The sequence below is a fragment of the Nocardia sp. NBC_01329 genome, assembly GCF_035956715.1.
Lineage (GTDB): Bacteria > Actinomycetota > Actinomycetes > Mycobacteriales > Mycobacteriaceae > Nocardia.
Genome location: NZ_CP108381.1, coordinates 3,054,937 through 3,073,317 on the forward strand (window position 1 = coordinate 3,054,937; position 18,381 = coordinate 3,073,317).

Annotated in this window: 17 protein-coding genes; 7 read left to right on the top strand and 10 right to left on the bottom strand. The window is 64.7% G+C overall.

Translation table 11 applies throughout. The features are described from left to right. Positions 1–41: 41 nt before the first annotated feature. Positions 42–659, top strand: coding sequence for a TetR/AcrR family transcriptional regulator (locus tag OG405_RS13885; protein ID WP_327152046.1), 618 nt, complete (start codon positions 42–44; stop codon positions 657–659). On the opposite strand, the gene OG405_RS13890 is transcribed toward OG405_RS13885, so the two are convergent. From OG405_RS13890 to OG405_RS13910, 5 genes are read right to left on the bottom strand one after another with little or no spacing between them, the layout of a single operon-like run. After that, positions 660–2,261, bottom strand: a complete 1,602-nt coding sequence (locus OG405_RS13890; protein WP_327152047.1) for an AMP-binding protein — start codon at positions 2,259–2,261, stop codon at positions 660–662. Continuing rightward, positions 2,258–2,992 carry an ABC transporter ATP-binding protein gene (locus OG405_RS13895; RefSeq protein ID WP_327152048.1) on the bottom strand — a complete coding sequence of 245 codons (735 nt, stop codon included), beginning with the start codon at positions 2,990–2,992 and terminating at the stop codon, positions 2,258–2,260. The genes OG405_RS13890 and OG405_RS13895 overlap by 4 nt, the downstream gene beginning before the upstream one ends. Further along, entirely contained in the window at positions 2,989–4,755 is a 1,767-nt protein-coding gene (locus OG405_RS13900) for a branched-chain amino acid ABC transporter ATP-binding protein/permease (protein ID WP_327152049.1), read from the bottom strand. Before OG405_RS13900 ends, OG405_RS13895 begins: the two co-directional genes overlap by 4 nt. Then, positions 4,748–5,623, bottom strand: coding sequence for a branched-chain amino acid ABC transporter permease (locus OG405_RS13905; RefSeq protein WP_327152050.1), 876 nt, complete (start codon positions 5,621–5,623; stop codon positions 4,748–4,750). Before OG405_RS13905 ends, OG405_RS13900 begins: the two co-directional genes overlap by 8 nt. Before the next feature lie 8 nt (positions 5,624–5,631). Next, complete coding sequence (locus tag OG405_RS13910) at positions 5,632–6,861, bottom strand: ABC transporter substrate-binding protein (RefSeq protein ID WP_327152051.1); 1,230 nt, start codon at positions 6,859–6,861, stop codon at positions 5,632–5,634. A gap of 308 nt (positions 6,862–7,169) precedes the next feature. Here OG405_RS13910 and OG405_RS13915 point away from each other — a divergent pair, with 308 nt between their 5' ends. The 6 genes from OG405_RS13915 (at position 7,170) to OG405_RS13940 (ending at position 14,158) form a co-directional block, all read left to right on the top strand. Beyond that, positions 7,170–7,664 (top strand): HAD domain-containing protein, encoded by a 495-nt coding sequence (locus OG405_RS13915; RefSeq protein ID WP_327152052.1) that lies wholly within the window; start codon positions 7,170–7,172, stop codon positions 7,662–7,664. Between the two features lie 278 nt (positions 7,665–7,942). Continuing rightward, positions 7,943–8,560 carry a hypothetical protein gene (locus tag OG405_RS13920; protein WP_327152053.1) on the top strand — a complete coding sequence of 206 codons (618 nt, stop codon included), beginning with the start codon at positions 7,943–7,945 and terminating at the stop codon, positions 8,558–8,560. A gap of 999 nt (positions 8,561–9,559) precedes the next feature. Then, positions 9,560–10,900 (top strand): MFS transporter, encoded by a 1,341-nt coding sequence (locus OG405_RS13925; RefSeq protein WP_327152054.1) that lies wholly within the window; start codon positions 9,560–9,562, stop codon positions 10,898–10,900. A gap of 145 nt (positions 10,901–11,045) precedes the next feature. Beyond that, complete coding sequence (locus tag OG405_RS13930) at positions 11,046–11,540, top strand: SMI1/KNR4 family protein (RefSeq protein WP_327152055.1); 495 nt, start codon at positions 11,046–11,048, stop codon at positions 11,538–11,540. A 345-nt stretch (positions 11,541–11,885) separates the two neighbouring features. After that, positions 11,886–12,800, top strand: a complete 915-nt coding sequence (locus OG405_RS13935) for an ISL3 family transposase (protein ID WP_327152056.1) — start codon at positions 11,886–11,888, stop codon at positions 12,798–12,800. 240 nt (positions 12,801–13,040) lie between these two features. Next, a protein-coding gene (locus OG405_RS13940; RefSeq protein WP_327152331.1) for an IS3 family transposase occupies positions 13,041–14,158 on the top strand; the annotation gives its coding sequence in 2 pieces (ribosomal slippage) (positions 13,041–13,242 and positions 13,242–14,158; 1,119 coding nt in all). Between the two features lie 945 nt (positions 14,159–15,103). On the opposite strand, the gene OG405_RS13945 is transcribed toward OG405_RS13940, so the two are convergent. The 5 genes from OG405_RS13945 to OG405_RS13965 form a co-directional block, all read right to left on the bottom strand. Then, positions 15,104–15,580: a DUF4254 domain-containing protein gene (locus OG405_RS13945; RefSeq protein WP_327152057.1), complete on the bottom strand. Its 477-nt coding sequence runs from the start codon at positions 15,578–15,580 to the stop codon at positions 15,104–15,106. A gap of 102 nt (positions 15,581–15,682) precedes the next feature. Further along, positions 15,683–15,823, bottom strand: a complete 141-nt coding sequence (locus tag OG405_RS13950; RefSeq protein ID WP_327152058.1) for a hypothetical protein — start codon at positions 15,821–15,823, stop codon at positions 15,683–15,685. 327 nt (positions 15,824–16,150) lie between these two features. Further along, positions 16,151–17,590 carry an aldehyde dehydrogenase gene (locus tag OG405_RS13955; RefSeq protein WP_327152059.1) on the bottom strand — a complete coding sequence of 480 codons (1,440 nt, stop codon included), beginning with the start codon at positions 17,588–17,590 and terminating at the stop codon, positions 16,151–16,153. After that, positions 17,587–17,778 carry a tautomerase family protein gene (locus tag OG405_RS13960; protein WP_327152060.1) on the bottom strand — a complete coding sequence of 64 codons (192 nt, stop codon included), beginning with the start codon at positions 17,776–17,778 and terminating at the stop codon, positions 17,587–17,589. Before OG405_RS13960 ends, OG405_RS13955 begins: the two co-directional genes overlap by 4 nt. Beyond that, positions 17,778–18,380, bottom strand: coding sequence for a cysteine hydrolase family protein (locus OG405_RS13965; protein WP_327152061.1), 603 nt, complete (start codon positions 18,378–18,380; stop codon positions 17,778–17,780). The genes OG405_RS13960 and OG405_RS13965 overlap by 1 nt, the downstream gene beginning before the upstream one ends. Position 18,381: the final 1 nt, after the last annotated feature.

Consider the following 18,381-nt stretch of genomic DNA (forward strand, 5'->3'; position numbering starts at 1 on the left):
GTCAACAAATGTTTGTTCATATTACTGGTAATCTCGGGGCTGTGACAGCACCCCGCAGCGATGCCCGCACGACCGACACCGCCAAGCGCATCCTCGACGTAGCCGCCGAACTCTTCTTCAGCGACGGCTACCCCGCTACCTCGGTACGGCGGATCATGACGGCGTGCGAGGTCACGGCCGGGTCGCTGTACAACCACTACTCCTCGAAGGAAGACGTGCTGTTCGCCATCCTCGAGCGATCACACGACGACACCCTCACCGCACTGCACGAGGGCCTCGCGGCCGCGGGCGACGACCCGGCCGAACAACTGCCGGCCATCGTGGCGGCCATCTCCACTTTCCACACCGAGCGCCAGATCGAGGGGATGGTCAGTCAGCGCGAGTGGCGACACCTGCCCGCGAATCGGGCCGCGGTGATCCTCCAGCGCCAGCGCGAGATCCGGGAGATCTTCGAGAAGTGCCTGCGCCGGGGCGTCGAGACCGGCGCCTTCACCTTTCCGGACCGAGGCATCGACGTCGACATCGCGGCCAAGTCGATCCTCGATCTGTGCATGAACGCCGGGCAGTGGTTCCGATCCGAGGGACGGCTCGACTCCGCCGAACTGGCTCGACAGCACACCGAGATCGTCATTCTCCTGGTCGGGGCGTCACAACGCTGACTACTCCCGCGCACCGATCCTGCCGCGCTTGACGACAACGCCGAGATCCTCGCGGTCCATCGTGTCCTCGGTGACGCCCTGGGCCCGCAGCAGATGCTTCTGGATCTTGCTGGTGGGCGTCTTGGGCAGATCGGCCAGCACCCGGACGTACCTCGGCACCATGAAGTGCGCCATGCGCGGACGGACGAACTCCAGCAACTCCACGACGTCGATGTGGCGGCCGTCGACAGGTGCCACCACCGCGAGCACCTCGTCCTCTCCGTCCGGACTCGGCGTCGCTACCACCGCGACCTCCTGCACATCGGGATGGGCGAGGATCTCGCTCTCCACCTCGAAGGAGGAGATGTTCTCACCACGCCGTCGGATGGTGTCGCCGAGTCGGTCGACGAAGAAGTAGTCGCCGTCGACTCGCCGGAACGCATCGCCGGTATGGAACCACCCGTTGCGCCAGGCCGCCGCGGTGGCCTCGGGTCTGCCGAGATAGCCGTTCGCGATGGTCCACGGACGATCGGCCCGAACGATCAGCTCCCCGACGGTCCCGTCGGCGACCTCGCGGTCGTACTCGTCGACCAACCGGGCCTCTACACCCGGACGCACCCTTCCCGAGGTACCGACGACAGCGGGATTGGGCTCGGAGATGATCGGGATCGACACCTCCGTCATATTGAACATCGCGACGAGATCGACATTGAAGCGCCGCGCGAATTCGGCCGCGTCGTCGGACAGCGGGATCATGAAGACTCGCCGCAACGGATGCTCGGTATCGGTGGACGAGTGCGGCTGCTTGCTGAGGAAGGTGGCCATCACACCCAGCAACGTGACGTGGGTGGACCCGGTGGCCCGCACCAGATCCCAGAAGTCCGATGTTCGGAACGCGGTGGTCAGGCTGATGCTGCCGCCCAGCACCACCGCCGCATTCACCCCGATGGTGCCGCCCGCGTGGAACAGCGGCAGCGTCACCAGGTAGCGGTCGCCGGCCCCGAAATTGTCCTCGAAAGCAGCCTCCGCACAGGCACTGAGCTGGGCGTAGGTGCAGATCACCCCTTTCGACGGACCGGTTGTGCCCGAGGTCAGAATGATCGCGTAGGTGTCCCACGGCGCGAGGTCCACCGGGGGCAGATCCACGGGGCCGCCCGCGAAGATCTCGCCACCGTGCACGGTGGCCGCGAGCGGACCGGGATCATCGGAACCGACCACCACGATATCGCGCACCTCGTGCAGCTCGATGTCGCGCAACCGCGGCGCCAAGTCGGGATGCACGATCGCGACCTCGGCGCCGGAGAGCCGGAAAGCATGTTCGAGCAACCCACCGCGATAGGCGGTGTTGAGCGGAACGAGGACCGCGCCGACCAGGTTGACACCGAACCAGACCCGAAGCGCGTCCGGGCCGTTCGGCAGCCACGACACCACTCGTGCCCCCTGCGCGACGCCGAGCGTCCGCAGTCCGGCGGCCACCTGCTCCGCCTCGCGGAGCATCCGCGCGTACGTCCACTCGACGCCGTCCTCGAAGACCACGAAGACCCGGTCGGGGTGCTCGGCGGCCCGCCGCCGCAGCACGGTCGGCAGGACGCACTCGTCCACCGGTCGCAACTCACTTGTCATCGCACTTCCTTTGTACCCAGATACGCTGCCTGAAGTCGCGGATCTTCCATCAGCGACGCGGCCGGACCGGTGACGACCACCCGGCCGTTCTGCAGGACTGCCGCCCGGTCGGCCCGCGCCAACACCTTCTGCACCCGCTGCTCGACGATGATGATGGCCTGGCCCTCCGCGCACAACGATGCCAACACATCGAAGACCCGGTCGATGATGACCGGTGCGAGTCCGATCGACGGCTCGTCGAGCATCAGCAGCCGAGGCGCGCGCATCAGCGCCAGCCCGATGGCCAGCATCTGCTGCTCCCCTCCGCTGAGCACCTCGGCCGGCGAACTGCGCCGTTCGTCCAGGATCGGAAAGAGCTCCACGACCCGGTCCCGACGCTCGGCGGCGGCGCGGCGACCGAGCCGCTGTTTCCACAGGCCCATGCGCAGGTGCTCGTCCACGGTGAGCCCGTTGAACAATCGCCGCCCCTCGGGGACCAGCGCCACCCCCAGCTCGATGAGCCGGCCCGGGCTGACTTTGCGCACCGGCACGCCGTCCACGATCAGTCGTCCCTCGGCCGGTGGAAGCAATCCCGACAGGGCGCTGAGCAGGGTGGTCTTGCCTGCGCCGTTGGCTCCGACGATCGCCAGGATCTCTCCGCTCGACACGGCCAGGTCGACAGCATGGACCACCGGAACCGGACCGTATCCCGCGTGCAGGTTCTCCGCCGCGAGAACAACATCACCACTCACGAGCTCACTCCTAGATAGGCCTCGACCACCCGGCGGTCCGCCAGCGCCTCGGCAGGTGTCGCTGTTACGACCAATCGGCCGCGGTCCAGCACTGTCACGGTGTCGGCGACCCGCGCCACGAGCTCGATATGGTGCTCGACCAGCAGCACTGTCGTCCCGCCGTCGCGAATCGAGCCGATCAGTTGTTCCAGCGCGCTGAGCTCATGCGGAGCCAGTCCCGCGGCCGGCTCGTCCAGAATCAGCAAGCGGGGACGCGCGACGAGCGCCCGGCACATCTCCAGCAGCCGCTGCCGACCGTGCGGCAGCTGGTCGGCCTGCGACGATGCCGACGATGCCAGCCCGAGCTCGGCCAGTACCTCTTGCGCGTGCTCGCGGACTTCCCGTTCCTCCCGACGGCCGCGAGGTGTCCGCAGGACGACCCCGAGCACCGACGCCGTGCGGCGCGCGTAACCGCCGAGTACCACATTGTCGGAAACGGAGGCGTCCGGGAGCAGTTTGGGCGTCTGGAACACCCGTGCGACACCGGCGGCGGCCAGGCGTTCGGCCCGGGTCGACAACAGGTCGGTCTCGTCGAGCCGCACCTGCCCCGAATCCGGGACCAGCATGCGACTGACGATGTTGAGCAGTGTCGTCTTGCCCGACCCATTGGGCCCGACGATGGCGTGGACCTGCCCCGGAGCCACCTCGATACTGACGCCGTCGAGCGCCCGGACACCACCGAAGGACTTCGACACCTCCGAGATCGACAGTGCCGCAGGCGAACCGGACGATCGATGCTCGGCCCGAGCGACCGATGGCTCCTCCGCCGTGACATCCGGGCGACGGATGCGGCGGTCGCGCCACGTCGCCACGGCGCCGATGATGCCGTGCGGTGCGAACACCATCAGCAGCAGCAGACAGACACCATAGATGAGCCCGCGCCACTGATCGAGCGAGGTCAGCAGCTCCGGCACGGCGAAGAACACCAGGGTGCCGACGACAGGGCCCCACAATCGGCCCGCACCGCCGATGATGACCACGATCAGGAAGAAGATGGAGAAGTCGAGGGTGAAATCGTCGGGCGAGACCATGCCGTTGTTGGCGGCGAGCAGGGCCCCGGCCAGACCCGCCGCGGCACCGCCCACCGCGAACGCGGCCAGTTTGACCACGATGGCGTCGACACCGACAGCGCGCGCCAGCTCCGGCGAATCCCGCACCACCATCATGGACCGGCCGATCCGCGAGCGGGCCGTGCTCGCCACCAGGGCCAGCACGACCAGGTCGACCACGATCACCAGCCAGTAGACCCCACGATCGCCGAGCTCCAGCCCGGCGATGCTCGGCCGCGGGATACCTACGATGCCGGCGAACCCGCCGGTGAGCCCCTCGAATTCCACGATCAGGGCGCGAGCGACCATCGCGAAGCCGAGAGTGATCAGCGCGATGTACCACGACGACAGTCGCAATGCGGGCAGCGCCATGACGATTCCGGCCAGCGTGCCGGTCACCGTGGCGGCCACGGCCGCGAACCAGAACGACCAGCCCGGGCCGGTCATCAGAATCGCCGCGGTGTACGCCCCCACGGCCACCAGCGCACCGTGGCCCAGCGAGACCTGGCCGGTATAACCCATCGTCACGTTCAACCCCATCGCGACGAGCGCGAGAATTCCGACCATGGCCGCGAGGTAGACGAACGAGGGATCGGCGTTGACCAGCGGCAGCGCGAAGAGCACCATCACCCCCGCGCCGAGGAGCGCGAGCCGGGTCGCGGGACGCTCAGACATGGCGCATCACCTTCTGTCCCAGGACTCCGCTCGGGCGGATGAGCAGGAACGCGAGCATGAAGCCGAACAGCACCACGTTCTGGAGGCCGGGACTGACATAGTTGGTGCCGATGGCCTCCACCAGGCCGAGGGTCCAGCCCGCGAGCAGCGCTCCCTTGTTCGAACCGATGCCGCCGACGGCCAGCGTGGCGAAACCCTTGATGAGCAGTGCCAGTCCCATGCCGAGGGAAGCCAACAGCAGAGGGGCTGCCAGGAGTCCGGCCAATCCGGCGAGCGCGCCGCTGATGAAGAACGATTGCCGGGTCAGCGAGGAGGGATCGACGCCCCGCAAGCGGGCGCCGTCGCGATCGGCGGCCACCGCCCGCATCGCGCACCCGAGCGGTGTCCTGTCGATCCGTTGCAGCACCAGCATCACGAGGACCGCCGCGACGACCACCGCCGCCTGATACGAGTTGAAGCCCACTCCCGCCAGCTCGACTCGGTCCAGCGACAGCGGCGCGGGCGGTTCGACTGCCCGCGGCTGGTCGGTCCACAGCTTGCCCGCCACCTCGCCGATGATCAGGGAGAAGGCCAGCGTCGTGATGACCCAGCCGGTCGCGTGACTCGACCGGCGCAGCACCGGGGTGACCGCGATCCTTTCCTCGACCAGCGATATCCCCCCGACGAGGACTATGACGGCCAGAGCCGCCAGCGCCCACGGCAACCCGCCGAGCGAGGTCGCCGCGACCACCATCGCCCCGACCATCACCAGCTCGCCCTGCGCGAAGTTGACCACGTTGGTGGGCCGGTAGGAGACGTTGAAGCTCATCGCGATGAGCGCGTAGATACTGCCGAAGGTCAGCCCCGGCACAACGATGTCGGTCAGCACAGCAGCCCTCACACCCCGTCGGCCCGGCGTCGCAGTACGCCGCCGAGCGACTCCGGTTCCAGCGCCGAGGTCAGCGAGCCGATCGTGATCTCCTCGTCGGCGATGCCGGTGTGGTTGTCTTCGGTGAAACTGATCTTCGATCGCACTCCCTGGTAGCCCGCGACGCCATCGAGCGCCTTCTTCAGCACCTGCGGATCAGCGGTCTTCTCCTGCGCGACGAGATCGGCCATCAGCATGAGGTAATCGAAGTACGGACTCGTGATGGCGGAATAGCCGAGCCCCGCGGTGTCGGGGTGCGCCGAGATGCGCCGCACGAGGGCGGTCACGCGCTCGGGCGGGGTCTCGGTGGCGGTGTAGGTCAACCCCCGATATGTCGTTCCGAAGAAGTTGTCCAGCAATTCACCCCGGAACTCCGACAGGGCGTCGACGTAGTTCAGGTCGTGGGACACGATCGTCGGGGCGAACCCGCTCGACCGCATGGCCCGCAGAATCAGGACGGTCGCCTGCGGCTGACCGGTGAACAGCCCCAACCCGTCGACCTTCGCGGCTTCCAGCTTGCGGACGAAGGGGGTCATATCGTTGGCGTCGACTTCGAAGGTCTCCACCGCCACCGGAGTGGTCGAGTACTCGGAGGCGAGGTAGTCGATGGCGGCTGTCCTGATCGATTCCCCGAATTCGGAGTTCTCCACGATCAGACCGATCCGTTTCGCGCCGCGGGTCTCACGCAGGAACCGCACCGCGGCCTCGGCTTGCTGCGTGGTGTTGTAGACCAGCTGATAGAAGTACGGAAACTCTTTTCCGTTACCCAGGTTCGCGCTGCCACCCCATCCCGACTGGATGAAACGCTCCCGCGCCAGCGAGCTCGCCGATGCGAGTACCTGCGAACTCCCTGTCGGACCGACGACGAAGCTGGGCTCGGCACCGACCACCCGCCGTGCGATAGCCGATTGGGTCGCGGGACTCCCCTTGTCGTCGACCTCGGTGACCCTCATCATCTCACCGAGCATCCCGCCGGCGGCGGCGATGTCATCCAGCGCCAACCGCCCACCCACATAGATCGGCTTGTACGCGGCGGCGAGGCGCCCCGTCTTCGGTTCGATCCATCCCACACTCACCTGTCCCGTGGCCCCCGCCCCGCGCCCACATCCAGCGAGAGCGAGCGCGCCGGCCGCGGCCAGCGTACCGAAGCCGGCGAGAGCCGCCCGACGCGAAAAAGGGGCGTTGATGACCTCCGACATAAGACCTCCTCAGATATATGAACGTTTGTATACGTGATGTGGGCCATAGTCAACACCTCCCTGGTTCAGGCCCGGACGGTCGGAACGACCCGCGACCGGCGCCGCATCCGAGCGGAATCCGGAGAAACCGCTGAAGCGTTGATGATTCGCCTCGAAACGAGGCCGCGGGCCTACCTATCCGACCGCCGATTGCCGCTGGCCGACCGGCAGCGGGATCTGAGCACGCGCCGCGCCATCATGCGCGCCGGGTGCTTCGGGACCGGAAGTCCGGGTCGAGGGCGAGCCGGCCGTGCGGCATGATCGCCGACATGCTCCCCTCGCTGTTGTTCCTCGACGTGGATGGGCCACTACTACCGTTCGGTGAGCATCCCGGGCGTCGACCGCGCACGGGCGCATCCGGTTCGCGATTCTCAGGTCTCAGCCCCCGAGTAGGGCGACAGCTCTCGATGCTGCCGTGCGAGCTGGTGTGGGCGACGACCTGGGAGGACGAAGCGAATGCCGAGATCGCGCCCCGGCTCGGGCTGCCACAACTGCCTGTCGTGCATTGGCCATCGCCTTCCATCGAGCACGAGCACGAGGACCGATGGTTCGGACTGTGCTGGAAGACCCGCACCCTGATAACCTTCGCCGCCGGGCGCCCTTTCGCCTGGGTCGACGACGAAATCACCGACGCCGACCGCAGCTGGGTCGCCACCCATCACCCGAACCGCGCGTTGCTCAGACACATCGAGGCGCCCCGAGGACTCGGCGACGAGGACTTCGCCGTCCTCCATCAATGGCTGACGAGGAGATCGTTCAGCTGAATACACAGGGACCACGACTCACACGACGGCGTTCTCGGTGTCGCGGCCGGAGTACTCGACCGAGCACAATTCACTCCACCCCGAACGTGAATACACACGGCGAGTTGATGATTCAGATCGAAGAACACCTCGAGGGATCGGCGTCCGCGCGGCGACATGGAGGGCCTGACTGGGCTCACGCCCTTCGAACTGTGTGGATACACACCATCGGAGTCGACACCGCCTAAGGTCTGACTCGGTCCGCCCATCAGGGGCGGCTGAGTGGAGGGGTTCGAAGAATGAAGCTCGAGAAGACGACTGCTGCCGTTTTCATGACCATCTCGGCCGTCGGTATCACCGCGGCAACCGCCCATGCAGAGCCGGCCGTCCCACCGCAGCCGATCGCAGTGCCTGCGGGGAGCACGACTTCCGGTGTGGAACAAGGGATCGACTACCAGATCACCGTATCGCCGGTCCACCGGACCATTGCCACCACCGTCGAGAACGGCAGGTTCGAGATCACGGAGAACGGCGCGGTAGTGCTCGAGACCGCAGACGGAGCGGTGGTGACCGAAGTGCCGCAGCGGTACACCGTCGACGGACGTGCGATCGCGATCGCGCAGAACATCGGCGCGGACGGCCACACCCTGACACTGACACCGACCCCGATGGCAGAAGGTAATGCGCAACTGACGGACATCAGCTCATACGACCGGCTCGCGGAGCAGATCAACAAGAACCTGCCCGGCGTCGTCGGCGGTGCCATCGTTGGCGGCATGCTCGGGGCGTGCCTGTTCCTGATCTGGGGAATCAGCATCCCCGTGGGTGTGCTGGTCGGTGGAACCGTAGGCGGGTACATCATGGGCGGTCCGGAGTTCCTCGGCGCCGTACAGGCGTTCGCCACCGGCCGGCCGTGATCACGGGCCAGTGAACGGCGGCGGTTGTTCTCCACGGCCAACTCACCGTCGCCAGCGATGTCGAGGGGGCGGGGCGACAGCGGCGAGCAGCGCGGTCCGGTCGAGGACGGACCGAATGATCATGGGAACACCAGCGTCCAGACCGGGCAGCCGAGAATGATCGAGTCGTAAAGGCTGAGGCCGGGCAGATCCTGCTGCGATCCGCAGCCCCGCGTCCGCGCCCTGGTTGGTGCGGTCGGGCTCGTCTCGGTATCAGCCGGCGATTGTCTGGGCGCTGAGTTGTCGACGCAAGCAGGTCTCATAGATGTTCGACAATTGCTATTGTGTATTAACATTTCACTGCCGTCTACTGAATCCTTGGCACACACCCATATGAGGACGGGCCCGATCGCGAGGGGCCCCACCGCATTGCACGATGAGCCCTGGCCGCGCCCCACCCCTGAAGCGGCCGAACCGTTTGATTTCTGCTGCTCACGCATGCGAGATTGCCACCCAACCACTCGGCCCCAACGGGAGCGTGCGCGAGCCCGGCGACAGGCAGTCCTCTCACCGACCGCCGAGGGCAGCAAAGACCACTGGACAGCAGTTGACAGTATCAACACCGACGCTTAATGTTCGACAGTATCCATTCAGCCCGCTAGCGAGGGCCCAAGCAACTCTGGTTGACGATCGGTCGCTCCGAGATCGTCGACGAGAGGAGTCGATCAGTGTTCACCTAGGCTCAGGATTCCGCGGCACCATCTCGGCCGGCAGGGAATATGACCGGCGGCCTGACTCCGGCGACTACCCGCGGCCGCCGATGCAGGCCGAAAGGTACCGGCGGCGCTCGCAGTGACCGGCGCACACGGACAGTTGGCAGTCGTTGACCGATAACGACGAATGAATTCCAAGAATCTCCACGCTACGGGCCCCAGTGACAGCTGTCCCCAAGACGGCGAACCGAGCCCGGGGCGACTGCGAGGCTGGATTCAACAGGCACGAATATCACAGGGAAGCATAATGACAACGACGTCGACCAGCCCTTGGAAGCCGAACATAATTACATCCAGAGATGCGCGATTTGCCACAGTTGTAGCATTTTTCGCATGGGTGTTCGCAGTCTACGACTTCGTCCTGTTCGGGACACTGCTTCCCGAGATTGCGAAAGAATTCGACTGGAGTCCTGCGTGGAGTACCGCGATAAACACATGGGTCTCGGTGGGAACCTTCCTGGTCGCGGTCGCCTTGGGCGTGGTGGTCGATCGAATCGGTCGCCGACGTGGGATGATGCTGACGCTGGCCGGCACCGTTGTCGCGTCGGCCGCCACCGCGTTCACATTCAATCCGGCTTATCTGATCGGAGTGCGTAGCATCGCTGGGCTCGGCTACAGCGAGCAAGCAATCAACGCAACATACCTGAACGAAATATATGATGTCACAGAAGATCGTCGCATCCGGCGCAACCGTGGCTTTCTGTACAGCATTGTCCAGGGCGGCTGGCCGGTCGGTGTTCTTCTCTCGGCTGCGCTGGTCGCCGTGTTCTTGCCTGTCGTCGGCTGGCGAGGCAGCTTCCTCATAGCAACTTTTCCTGCAATCCTACTGATTCTCATGCGCGTGAGAATGAAAGAGACACCTCAGTTTCAGATTCAGGATCGAATTCGCAAACTAACCCGATCAGGCCACAGCGCGGAAGCATACGAACTCGCCGAAAAGTACAATATCCAGATCAAAGCCGATCGAATTCCGCTGATCGAGGTGGTAACCGAGGGAAGACTCAAGAACACACTGTTCTTATCTCTCGCTTTCTTCTTCAACTGGTTCGGAACCCTTGTCTTCAGCATACTGGGAACAACCTTCCTAACCGAAAGCAAGGGCGTAACGTTCGACAATGCACTTATAATACTCATTCTGTCGAACCTGGTCGGATTCGCAGGTTACCTTTTCCACGGCTGGATCGGCGACCGCTGGAGTCGACGCAACCTGATCGCGATCGCCTGGATTCTCGCAGGCGCATCATTCGCCGCGATGACAATGCTTGCGCACAGTACCGGCGTGGTCCTGGCATGCATGAGCGTCGGGCTGTTCTTCCAAGTCGGGGCCTACAGCGCACTGTTGTACTTCATAGCCGATTCGTTCGATACCAGGACCCGGGCAACGGGGACTGCATTCGTGAACAGCCTCGGCCAGATCGGCGCGGTAGCAGCAGGAATCCTCGTGACAAGCATGCTGTCGGCCGGAGTCGATATCACGCTGGTCGGCCTGATCGTCGGTGCCGGCGGTACTGTACTGTCGGGAATTCTCATGATGGGCTGCCGTGCGGACCGTTCTAATGCGTCCATCTCGAAATCAGCACATCCGTAAAGCGCTCGGGGTCGGGCTGGTGGCGAAGACATTCCAAGACTTCGAATATAGAATCTCCGACGTCACCATCCTTCGTCGGCGGCCACCAGGACGAAATGGGCGACCTGCATGACCTCGCGCTACGTGGATCCGATATGGTCCGCACGTGATCGAATTGTCCGGACTGTTCAGCCCTGACTACCCGCCCTTCGAGGCACCCCCCGACGACGACCTGGTCCGGTCGGTCGAGGCCGAACTGGGTCTGCGACTCCCACCCGCCTACATCGCACTGGCCCGAACACACAATGGTGGCTATCTGGCGCGTTCGGCTCATCCCGCTGTCGAACCGACAACTTGGGCAGCCGACCACATTGCAGTGACTTCAGTAGCCGCCATCGGCAGCACCGCCACCTTCAGTTTGTGCGGCGAAACCGGAAGTCGATTCTGGCTTCAGGAGTGGGGATATCCCGATATCGGGATCTACTTCGCGGATTGCCCCTCGGCCGGTCACGACATGATCGCACTCGACTACCGCAGCAGCGGAGAGCCAAGCGTGGTCCACATCGATTCCGAAGTCGGATATCGAATCACTACGCTCGCACCTGACTTCGCAACGTTTGTCAACGGCCTGGTCCGCGAAGCAGACTTCGGCGACCAGTGATCCGGCCAAATTGACGACCGCAGACTTGGGCCAACTTCAATGACAAACTCGGCTTCGCTCTGCCACACTACCTGGCACACCCCGGGCCAGAGCCCTACCGCTGGGACAACTCTCTGTCGTCCGGGCGAATAATTCGCACAGGTGGAAAGGCATTCCGGCGGCGCCCAGGGGAAATCTTCGAAGTGACGTCGCTTTTCGGATCTGACCTACTTTGATGGGCATGGCCTGAGTGGGCGGGTGGCTGAGTCCTGCGATCATGTCTGGCTGTGTGTTGATCATGGTGTGCGGTTGCTGCTGCCGCACCTGGCTGGGGTGGCCATCGAGGAAGTTGCAGAGGCTGACCGCGTGTGTATCCGGGCATCCGCCCTGACAGCGGCTGTGGCCTGCGTGCGCTGCGGGTGCGACGCGACCAGGGTGCACAGCCGGTACGAGCGCCGCCTGGCCGACGCGCCGGTGGGCGGCCGGCGGTTGGTGGTCCGTCTGCGGGTGCGGCGCTGGTTCTGTGATCAACCGTCTTGTGGGGTGCAGACTTTCGTGGAGCAGGTCGAGGGGGTGACGGTGCGGCACGGGCGGCGAACGCCGCTGCTGCGGGCGATGTTGGAGGGTATCGCGGTCGCGCTGGCAGGCCGCGCCGGTGCGCGGCTGGCTACCACGCTGCATGCGTCGGCGAGCCGGTCTACTCTGCTGCGGCTGCTCGCCGCATTGCCGGATCCCTCGGCGGAAATACCACGGGTGTTGGGGGTAGACGACTTCGCGTTGCTGCGCGGTCAGAACTACGGCACCGTGCTGATCGACTGCGAGACCGGTGCGCCACTGGAGTTGTTGCCGGGCCGCGACGCTCAGACCTTGGCGAATTGGCTGGCGGCACATCCTGGGGTGGAGGTGATATGCCGAGACCGCTCCGGGTCCTACGCCGAGGGAGCCCGCCTGGGAGCACCCGACGCAATGCAGGTCGCGGACAGGTTCCACCTCTGGCAGAACCTGGGCAAGGCCGTCGAGCGTTGCGTGGCTCGCCACCGCGACTGCCTTCGCGCCACCGAGTCCCAGTCGGCCAACGGGCTGACACCGCGACCTCGGAACGAGGAGCCTGTCGGGCGGTTCGCGCAGCGTGCTCAGCGACACCACGCGAAGGTGCACGATCTGCTCGCGCAGGGACACAGCATCCGCGGTATCGCTCGCGGGCTGGGGCCAGCGCACAGTGCAGCGCTACGCACACGCCGCGACCTGGCAGGAGTTGGTCGATGTACAGCTCCACCGTGAGATCACCGAACTCGGCTATCCCGGCAGCTATGGACTGGTGCGCGTCTACCTGGAGCAACGCCGCACCAAACCGGACCCCATCGCCCCATCGCCACCGACCGTCCGGCAGGTCACCGTGAGGTGCCCGGCCCTCTCCAGACAGTGACCCCTGATAGGGCAGTGACGGAAATATGAGGGAAAATAGGTCGTGGCTCAGCAGCGGAAAAGTACTCACCAGAGTACAAGGACGAGGCCGTGAAAATGGTCCTGGAAAGTGACGGTCGTTCGATCGCGGCGGTCGCACGGGATCTGGGAATCAATTCCGGGACGCTCACCAATTGGGTGGCGGCCTACCGGAAGAAGCACCCGGACGAGGAAGAACCGCTCGCGATTTCGGAGCGAGCGCGGCTGCGTGAGTTGGAGCGGGAGAACCGTGAGCTCCGGATGAAGGCCGAGTTCCTGGAAAAAGCGGCGGCCTTCTTCGCGAGCCGGCAGCAGTGAAATACGAATTCATCGCAGAACTGGACGCGGAGAAGGCCTACTCTGTTGCCTTCATGTGCAGGAACCTGAGTGTGTCCAGATCGGGCTATTACGAATGGTGTACCCGACCGGCCTCGGAGAACGAGAAATGGCGTGAAGAACTGAAACTGATGATCACCGCGATCTTCGACGACTCCCACGGCACCTACGGGCATCGGCGAGTCCACGCGGTGCTGATCTCCTCGGGCCACCAGGTCGACGATGACACCGTCCGCAAGCTGATGCGGGAGCTGGATCTGGTGCCGTGCCAGCCGAAACCATGGCGGCCGGTCACCACCGACGCTGATATCGACCACCGGATCCCCGACCTCGTGGCCCGTGATTTCACCGCCACGGCGCCGGGTGAGAAGTTCGTCTCCGATATCACCTATATCCGGACGAAACAGGGATGGCTGTATTTGGCGACCGTGCTCGACTGCTACACGAAAATGGTGGCCGGCTGGTCGATGTCCGACCATTACCGCACTCCGTTGATCGCCGACGCACTCGATATGACCGCTACCCGAATCGATATTCGACCGCGGGCGATACTCCACAGCGACCGCGGCTCGAATTACACCAGCTACGATTTCGGAAAGAAACTGCGACAGATGAACATGCGGCAATCTGTCGGCCGCACGGGAGTATGCTGGGACAACAGCATGGCCGAATCGTTCTTCGGCACCCTGAAGAACGAATGGCTACATCGAATGACATTCGAAACACGGGATCAGGCACGGCGCGCAGTTGTGGAATACATCGAGACCTTCTACAATCGCAAACGTCTTCACTCGGGACTCGGCTACAAGGCGCCACTGCAGGTGCACGCCGATTACCTGAATCGGCAGACGGCAGCATGAAATAGCCCTTCAGGCCGCTGTCCGGAATCTGCCGGGCCCCTCACCGGGTGGCTCACCCGCCACCCCGACACACTCAGCGAGGACGATCGGCCACGCCTGAAAGCCGTGCTGGAGCGGTGTCCCGAGCTTCGAGCCGCTGCCGGGCATGTCCGTGCCTTCGGGGAAATGCTCACCACGTTGCAGGGCCAACACCTACCCGGATGGATCGCCACCGTCCGCACCGATGACCTGCCCGGCCTGACCTCCTTCGCCAACGGACTGGAGTCTGACCTGAACGCGGTCACCGCCAGCTCGACCGTCCGCCGGAACTCCGGTCCCATCGAGGGACGCGTCAATCACATGAGGTAGCGGCCGCGTTCATCGAAGATTCGCGCATCGATCACCTGGCGATCGGCGATCATGATCGCGCCCGGGTGAGCGCGGACTCCCGCCGAGCTATCTTCCGTCGTCGCCGGTTCGGGTCTCTGATCCGCCCTTCAAGTTGGGGGTACTGGCATATATGGAGTGCAGCAGTCCAGGTGGCGGGTCGAGCACACACTCGGGACACGAGTCGTGTGTCACCCACTCGGGGTGATCGTCGGTGAAAGTGAGTGAGACGCCGCAGGCAGACCTGATGGCTTGTTGACCGGGGAAGGTCAGTGCGGGATCCGTCGACCAGGGAACCGATTGTTGTGCCAGGGCCTCGAGAACTTCCTGGTAATGCACGTGCTCGGGCCTGTGGCTGTCCTGTCCGAGTCGTCCGAGAAGTTCGAAAGAGCAGTCGCCATTGCTGTCGAGGCCGAGTAGAACGAGCACATCTCGGCTCAGGGCGACTTCGACGCTGCCGAACTTGTCGAGATCGGCGCGAACAGTGTCACCCGGTGCGAGCAACTCCAAGTTCCGCAACCCGCGAACCACCTCTACGCGGTCCGATCCGCAGTGCAGCGGATCGGGGTACTCGCTCCCCTACGAGATCGGCGTGCTCGGCAGACGTCGCGCCCGGTGCGTCACCGCGGCGGCCAGGTCGGTGTAGTCGTCGATCAGCTGAGCGAGCCGGTACCACTCTTCGTGCACGATGGGGTCGGACGGTTTCGTGGTCATCAGCAGGTGATATGCGCGGACCTGCTGGCCGGCGATTCGATCGATCACCGCGCCGATCGACTCCGTGTGCAGGGTGGCGGCAGGATGCGGTGGCGGCGCGTGCTCGGCCACCCACTGATCGGCTTGCCTGGCCAAGACGTCGCGAAGGTGTCGTTTCGCGCGGGTCGAATTCTCTATACCCGGATGATGAAGCTGTCCGAGTTCACAGGCGACCCGAGCCAGCGGGTGAGATCCGACGTGATGACCTCGGATCGCCGACAGCAGCGCCTCGCCGGTCGGTAACGCGCAGCCCGCCCGGTCCACCGAGCTGGTGGGTAGCGTAGAACAGATGATCGCACGCATCGGATTCACCACCGTGGTGTAGGGAGGTGCCGGCGGTCGTTGTGATCGCTTTCTCGACCCTCACGTCCGCCCGGACAGCCTTCGATCGCTGATAGCAATGGCTCAGGTCGAGTCGGTCGATGGAGTGGAAGGACCCGCCTTGGACAGCCGGTTGTCGGATGTGCCGAGCCACAGCTCGCTGCCGACCAGATCTTCGGCGCTTCGGAACCCGAGCACGCGGCTGACAATTTGCAGGTCGTGCATGGTCAGTACTGTCGTCGCGCCGGTGGGATGGGCGCGTTCACCACTTTGCCGCCTCGAGCGGGGTCGCCTGCTCATTGCGCACTCGTTCCTCTCTGCGGCGCCGCTGCGCCACTGAAGAAATCCATATCGCCGTGCACGGACCGTGCCTTTCATTACATTACGCCTTGTAATGAAAGATAACCCACCAGAGATGTGACGTCAACCACAGAAGAGCCAGCGCGTAGTCCGGCCCCGCCGTAGAGACCGCGGAACGGCGTCGGGGGCCGCGGGCTCCGGGTCCCACGGCGCTCAGCTCCTGTGGTCGGTCACTTCGAGCTACCGGTCGGGTCAGCTGTCGATTTCCATCACCACAGCCTTGGGCTCGGTGAAGAATTCACGACTGAAATTGCCGCCTTCGCGACCGACACCCGAGTCTCCGAACCCCCCGAACGGCGCCCGGAGATCGCGGACGAAGAAGCAGTTCACCCATACGGTGCCGGCGCGCAGCAGCGACGAGACCCGATGAGCCCGGGACAGATTCTGGGTGAACACCATCGCGTTCAGGCCGAACGGCGTGTCGTTCGCGCGGTCGACGGCCTCTGCCTCGGAGTCGAACGGAGTCACGACGACTACCGGGCCGAAGATCTCCTCCCGGCAGACACGGGCGGTAGCGGGAGCATCGGTGACGACGGTCGGGCGCACCACCCAGCCCTCACCGAGGCCACCGATCATCGTCGTGCCGCCGTCGGCTTCCACCCCGTCTACGAACGATCGGACTTTGGTGTAGTGCTCCTCGGTAGCCAACGGGCCGAGCTGTGTCGAGGGGTCTTTCGGGTCGCCGATGATCAGCGCGTCGGCGGCTTCGCAGAAACGGCGCAGGAATTCGTCGTAGATACCGCGTTCCACGAACAGACGGCTGCCGGCGAGACAGACCTGTCCCGCGTTGTTGAAGATGGCCTTGATCGACCACTGCACCGCGGACTCGAGATCCGCGTCGGCGAACACGATATTCGCACCTTTTCCGCCCAGTTCGAGACTCACCGGCGTGAGGTTGCCCGCGGCAGCCCGCCCGATGACGCGGCCCGTCGTCGATTCTCCGGTGAAAGTGATCCGGTCGACCCGGGCGTCCGTGGTGAGCGCCTCGCCCACCGAATCAGGGCCGAAACCGTGGACCACGTTCAGCACGCCCGGGGGCATACCGGCTTCGAGCGCGAGTCGAGCCAGGATGGTTGCCGAACTGGGGGTGTCCTCGGCGGGTTTGAGCACGACGGTGTTTCCCCACGCCAGCGCCGGCGCGATTTTCCATGTCTCGAGCATCAGCGGGAAGTTCCACGGCGCGATCGCGGCGACTACGCCGGCCGATTCGAACCGCGTGTAGGCGTGGTGACCGGAGTCCATCGGCAGAGTCTCCGCCGCCGACATCCGGGCGTGGTCGGCGAAGAATCGGAAGTTCAGTGCCGAGCGCGGCACATCTTTCGACGAACTGTCACTGATGGGTTTGCCCATGTCCTGCGTATCGGCCATCGCCAACTCGTAGGTGTGCTGGTCCATGAGGTCGGCGAGACGGTGCAGAATCCGGCCGCGCTCGGTGAAACCCATTCGCGGCCACGCACCGGAATCGAAGGCGTCGCGAGCCGCGCTGACAGCGAGCGCGGCCTCTTCGGCTCCGCCGAGCGCGACCTGCGTTCGCACCTCGCGAGTCCACGGATCGACATTGTCGAAGCGGCCGTCGTCCTTCGACTCGATCTCTTTTCCGTCGATGAAGTGAGGAATCAGTTCCATGGTCATCTCTCTCGTTCCTGAATGGTGACGTCTCCGGCGGCCCAATGAGTACTGGGGACCTCTCGGACGACGACACGAATACTGGCCAGTGGGGCGCCGGTGGTGTCGGCGGTGGCATGGGTGAGTGCGGAGATCAGGTCGCGCAGGGTCTGCGGACTGCGCCCTTCCACTAGTGTCACTTCGACGAACGGCATCAGCGCACCGCCTCGAAGGACGTCACAATGGTGTCCACGGAGTCGATGCGGGCGAATACGGTGCCCATCACGCGCAGACTGTTCTCGTGCAGTTCGGGGAAGTAACCGGCGACGGCATCGCGTGCCACGACGACCTCGAAGTCGCGGAAGAAGGCGTCTCGGACGGTCGATTCGACACAGAAGTCGGTGCGCACACCCGCGACCGTTATTCGGGTGACGCCGGCAAGCGCCTCATCGAGTTCCGTCCGATAGAACGCGCTGAACCTCGGCTTGACGACGACGGCGTCCTCCGGCCGAACGTCGAGTTCCGATACCAAGTCGCTGCCCCACGTGCCGGCTCGCAATCCGGAGTCCCGCAGGAAAGGACTGCGCTGGGCCAGGATTCCGACAGCGGCATCATCGGCCCACTCCATCCGTACCCAGATGACCGGAACGCCGGCCGAGCGAGCCGACCCGACCAGCGTGTTGATGCGGCCGACCAAGCCCGGTAGATCGTCGATGACCAAACCGGCCCCGGCGAATACACCGTTCGAGTGGCAGTAGTCGTTCTGCATATCGATGACGACCACCGCCTCGGCGGGGCGACCGGAGTTCGGAGCCACG

Bases quoted from the DNA above. Each gene is read 5' to 3' on its own strand.
- OG405_RS13925 (WP_327152054.1), top strand. From the start codon at position 9,560: ATGACAACGACGTCGACCAGCCCTTGGAAGCCGAACATAATTACATCC.
- OG405_RS13900 (WP_327152049.1), bottom strand. From the start codon at position 4,755: ATGTCTGAGCGTCCCGCGACCCGGCTCGCGCTCCTCGGCGCGGGGGTG.
- OG405_RS13950 (WP_327152058.1), bottom strand. From the start codon at position 15,823: ATGCACGACCTGCAAATTGTCAGCCGCGTGCTCGGGTTCCGAAGCGCC.
- OG405_RS13910 (WP_327152051.1), bottom strand. From the start codon at position 6,861: ATGTCGGAGGTCATCAACGCCCCTTTTTCGCGTCGGGCGGCTCTCGCC.
- OG405_RS13945 (WP_327152057.1), bottom strand. From the start codon at position 15,580: ATGCGTGCGATCATCTGTTCTACGCTACCCACCAGCTCGGTGGACCGG.
- OG405_RS13915 (WP_327152052.1), top strand. From the start codon at position 7,170: ATGCTCCCCTCGCTGTTGTTCCTCGACGTGGATGGGCCACTACTACCG.
- OG405_RS13890 (WP_327152047.1), bottom strand. From the start codon at position 2,261: ATGACAAGTGAGTTGCGACCGGTGGACGAGTGCGTCCTGCCGACCGTG.
- OG405_RS13955 (WP_327152059.1), bottom strand. From the start codon at position 17,590: ATGACCATGGAACTGATTCCTCACTTCATCGACGGAAAAGAGATCGAG.
- OG405_RS13920 (WP_327152053.1), top strand. From the start codon at position 7,943: ATGAAGCTCGAGAAGACGACTGCTGCCGTTTTCATGACCATCTCGGCC.
- OG405_RS13960 (WP_327152060.1), bottom strand. From the start codon at position 17,778: ATGCCGTTCGTCGAAGTGACACTAGTGGAAGGGCGCAGTCCGCAGACC.